The 3,449-nt window shown below is 72.7% G+C and carries 7 protein-coding genes; 1 reads left to right on the top strand and 6 read right to left on the bottom strand.

The window, feature by feature from the left end; genetic code table 11:
• Window positions 1-163 precede the first annotated feature (163 nt).
• Both AAGI91_17490 and AAGI91_17495 read right to left on the bottom strand, forming a co-directional pair.
• Window positions 164-940, bottom strand: coding sequence for a helix-turn-helix transcriptional regulator (locus AAGI91_17490; protein ID MEM1044406.1), 777 nt, complete (start codon window positions 938-940; stop codon window positions 164-166).
• The gene (locus tag AAGI91_17495; protein MEM1044407.1) at window positions 930-1,214 is read right to left on the bottom strand and encodes a hypothetical protein; all 285 of its coding nucleotides are present in this window, start codon (window positions 1,212-1,214) and stop codon (window positions 930-932) included. Before AAGI91_17495 ends, AAGI91_17490 begins: the two co-directional genes overlap by 11 nt.
• 506 nt (window positions 1,215-1,720) lie before the next feature.
• Between AAGI91_17495 and AAGI91_17500 the strand changes: the two genes are divergently transcribed.
• Window positions 1,721-1,939 (top strand): hypothetical protein, encoded by a 219-nt coding sequence (locus tag AAGI91_17500; protein MEM1044408.1) that lies wholly within the window; start codon window positions 1,721-1,723, stop codon window positions 1,937-1,939.
• 101 nt (window positions 1,940-2,040) lie between these two features.
• Here the strand turns inward: AAGI91_17500 and AAGI91_17505 are convergent, their stop codons facing one another.
• The 4 genes from AAGI91_17505 to AAGI91_17520 form a co-directional block, all read right to left on the bottom strand.
• The gene (locus AAGI91_17505; GenBank protein MEM1044409.1) at window positions 2,041-2,262 is read right to left on the bottom strand and encodes a hypothetical protein; all 222 of its coding nucleotides are present in this window, start codon (window positions 2,260-2,262) and stop codon (window positions 2,041-2,043) included.
• Window positions 2,263-2,327: 65 nt separating this feature from the next.
• Window positions 2,328-2,855: a hypothetical protein gene (locus tag AAGI91_17510; protein MEM1044410.1), complete on the bottom strand. Its 528-nt coding sequence runs from the start codon at window positions 2,853-2,855 to the stop codon at window positions 2,328-2,330.
• Window positions 2,856-2,974: 119 nt separating this feature from the next.
• Window positions 2,975-3,229: a hypothetical protein gene (locus tag AAGI91_17515; protein MEM1044411.1), complete on the bottom strand. Its 255-nt coding sequence runs from the start codon at window positions 3,227-3,229 to the stop codon at window positions 2,975-2,977.
• A 16-nt stretch (window positions 3,230-3,245) separates the two neighbouring features.
• Window positions 3,246-3,449 (bottom strand): hypothetical protein (locus AAGI91_17520; protein MEM1044412.1); only part of this gene is annotated, 204 nt, incomplete at its 5' end.

The raw sequence follows: 3,449 nt of genomic DNA on the forward strand, positions 1-3,449 counted from the left end.
CCGAGGCGTTCGAGGGCGTCGCGGAGCGGGACCCCGTCGCGGAGGGCGACCACGACGGCGATCTCGCGGGGCGCGCCGGGGTCGTCTCCTAGACCGAGACGGTCGAGGATGCGGTCGAGATCGCGTCGGAGGGCCGAGGGTGGCAGGGTATGCGCGGAGGGGCCTAAAACGATTCGAGTTCGTTGGGAGCGATCGCCAGCGCACGGGCGATCCGCTCGATGGTGTCGGCGTGGGGGGACTGGACCTCTCCCCTCTCGATGCGGCCGAGCTCGCGGCGCGAGAGCCCCGCGGCCTCGGCGACCGTCCCCTGGTTGAGCCCGCGCTGCTTGCGGAGGCGGCGGATGCTGGCTCCGATCCCGTCGTCCTGGCGGAGGCGGGCCTTGGCCTCGCGGCGGTAGTCGGCGTCGAACTCGTAGAGGACGGCGTCGGCTGAGACCTCGACGTCCCCGAGGCGGAGGGTCTGGCCGTAGTCGGTCGGGGCGAGGGCGGAGAGGTCGGGCGTCGCGCCCGAGGCCTCGCCGGCCGACGCGAACCAGTCGGCGGGGACCACGAGTGGGGCGAGGGTGCCCCGGTAGAGCGTGACGACGGCGGCGTCGGGGGTGTAGCTGGCGGCCACGAGGAGGTCGGCCCGGTTCTCGGCCTCCAGGGCCTCGCGCAGCTCGCGGGCCGGGAGCATCCGGGCGACGCCCTTGTCGACCACGACGTCCGACACCGTCTCGTAGGCCGCCCGCTCGCGGGGACGGAGCGCGGCGGTCACGAGCACGCGGGCGATCCGCCGGGTGGGGCGGTCGCGGACGGTGCGGCCGAACGCGGCCCGGAGCCAGTCGGCTTTTGGAGCCACGACGACGTCGCGGCGGCGGGTGCGGCCAAGCGCGCCGGGGTCGGTCCCGTCGAGCCAGACGACGCGGGCCAGGCGGGTGGGAGCGGAGCTAGTCGGCATCGGAGGCGACGGGGTTGTGAGGGTAGAGCCGGTCCCAGGCCTCGACGAGTTGGCGGAACACGTTGGCGGAGAGGAGGTGGTCGGTGATGGCCGGGGGCACGTCGGCGGGGTCGGGGCGGGCGTCGAGGTAGTCGCGCTCGCGGAGGCCGAGCCGCCAGGCGTTCGTCTTGAACAGGACGGTGACGTGGGGCGGCTCGACGCGCTCGCGGTCGCGGATCTTGGCTTTCCACCCTCGTTTGTCGTGGGGCGGCGGGAGGGGGAACGCGACGGGCATCGGGGGGAAGGTATGCAGAACGTCCCTTATTATAAAATAGCAAATGGGACACCTTGCAGAACCTGCGGCCTCCGTGGCGCTCCGTCGCCCGCGGACCCGGCCCTTTTGCAGAATCGGAACAGAAACGCGCGGTAAGGACGAAGGCGCACTCCGATCACCCCCCGTCGATCAAACACGGCCCCGCGCGTTCGCGCCTCTGCCAGCCCCCCAGACGGGCTCGCTCCACGTCATCCCCCGCGCGAGCGGACGCGGCACTGCCCGGCAGGCGCCGACGCCACGCGCCCACGCCGGCAGCACCGCAGCGAAGAGGAGCAGGTGCGAGTCTGGGAAACGGGAGCCGCGGACAGGTCGGTGCTCTTCAAACCACGGGGGTCGGCCCACCTCACGGGTTACGTCTGCGCGGTCGTCGTGTCTGTATCGTCCCTGGCGAGACGCAGACTCCCTGCGCCTCTCCACGAGGGCGCGTCTCTGTGGTGGGAGGCGCGCCCTTCTCATTCCCGCCACCCGTGCCCGACGACCCGCTCCGGCGCGCCCTGCTCGACCACGCCGCCGCCTGCGACGCGGCCGGGATGCCGCGGTGCGCTCGGATCGCCGCGCGACTCGCCTCGGGCCGGCCCCACCCGGCGATCGGGGACGCCGCGGGCCGGGACCCCGTGGCCGAGGCGCTCGCCGTGCTCGTCGAGATCTCCGGCGACTCCGGGGGGGCGGACGATCGAGAGACGTGAGCACGCGGTGAGTACGGGCTACTCCCTGACCCGAGAGGCGCCCCGCTCCGTCTCGACTCTCGCTCCCGAGGGCCTACCCGAGGGCCTACTCCGAGAAGCCTTCAACCTGAGGCGTCGTCAGGAGGGTCGCCGAGCGCGTTCCGGTAGCGGCGAGCGGCCGCGAGGGCCGAGACGTAGGCGCCCGGGTCGCCCGAGAGCAAGCGGCGGACGAGGCGGCCCCGGTACGTCGCGTGGTCGGTGACCACCACGCCCGGCCCCAGCGCGAGCGGGGCGTCCCGAGGCGCCAGACCCCGGAGGTAGGTGACGGCCCTGTCCCGAGCCACTGCCTGATCGTCAGGGCCACCAGTGGCCGTCGGCCCTCGACCTACTGGCTCGCGGTCCATCGGCCCTAGAACGGTCGCGCCTCGGGGTGGACGACGTAGACCGGCCGCCCCGACGCGTCGCCGGCCGGGCTCACCAGCTCGTGCGCGAGGAGCACGTCGAGCACCTCGGCCACGCTGAGCGGGGCGTCCGCTCCGATCGCGTCGAGGACGTCGAGCGCCGTGACGGTCACGGGCGCTCCTCGGGGGCCCCGCTCGCAGAGCCGGTCGAGCACGCGGACGGCGGCGACGGGGAGGGAGCGGGGCGCGGAGGGGTGCGTCATGGCTCGGCTGAAGGTCTGTCTCACCGAGGCCGCCTCGTAGACGCCCTCGCTCGTAGGATAACGGCGTTGGACGCGGAGCACGGCCTCCTGGAGCCGCCCGACGTGAGCCGGCTGGTCACGAGCGCGCTTCGAGGCCCCGAGGACGTCGTCCGAGAGGCCGAGCAACCGGAGGCGCCGCACGGTGTGCCGCAGCCCCTCGAGCACGGCGAGTTGGAGGGCGTTCCCCGCGGCATCGAGGTGGGCCAGCAGGTCGGGGCGGTGCCCGACGATCACCGGTCCGTCCAGGACCTGGCAGTTGCGGTGAACCCAGCGGTCGCGGATCGGACGTCCGCGTCGGAGCCGTCACGGCTCGCGTACATGATGCGCCTTATGGGATCCGAATGGCTGAGCGTTTAGGGCGAGACCGGATGGACAGGGAACGGACTGAATCGCTGCCGCGCCTCGGCGTACTGCCCCTCACTCAGGGGCAACACGCACGTGTCGACGTCGATCTCGCCCTGGGAGACGCTCCGGTAGGTGATCCCGGCGTCTTCCAGAGCGAGCGCGGCGGTATGGATGGACCGGCACGACCGCTCGCGGAGGAGGGAAACGAGGTCGGCGACGAGCTCGCGGTCGTAAGGGTCGCCGGTGACGTAGAGGCGGTCCATGATTGAGGGAGCAGAGTTAGAACAGGGTGAGTTGGTCGGGATCTCCCTGGACACTCGCGCTTCCAACAGAACGGGTTCCGACGGTGCCCTCACCAGCAGGGCGGAGGACGTCGCTGCGGCCCTCGCCGTACGTCTCGCGCTCCTCCTCCCGCCAGAGCGCCTCGGCGGCCCGCCTGCGATCGGCGTGGGCCTGAACGAACGGAGTGGCCGGACGGGCGGA

The sequence above is a fragment of the Bacteroidota bacterium genome, from assembly GCA_038746285.1.
In the GTDB taxonomy this organism is placed as follows: Bacteria; Bacteroidota; Rhodothermia; order Rhodothermales; family JANQRZ01; genus JANQRZ01.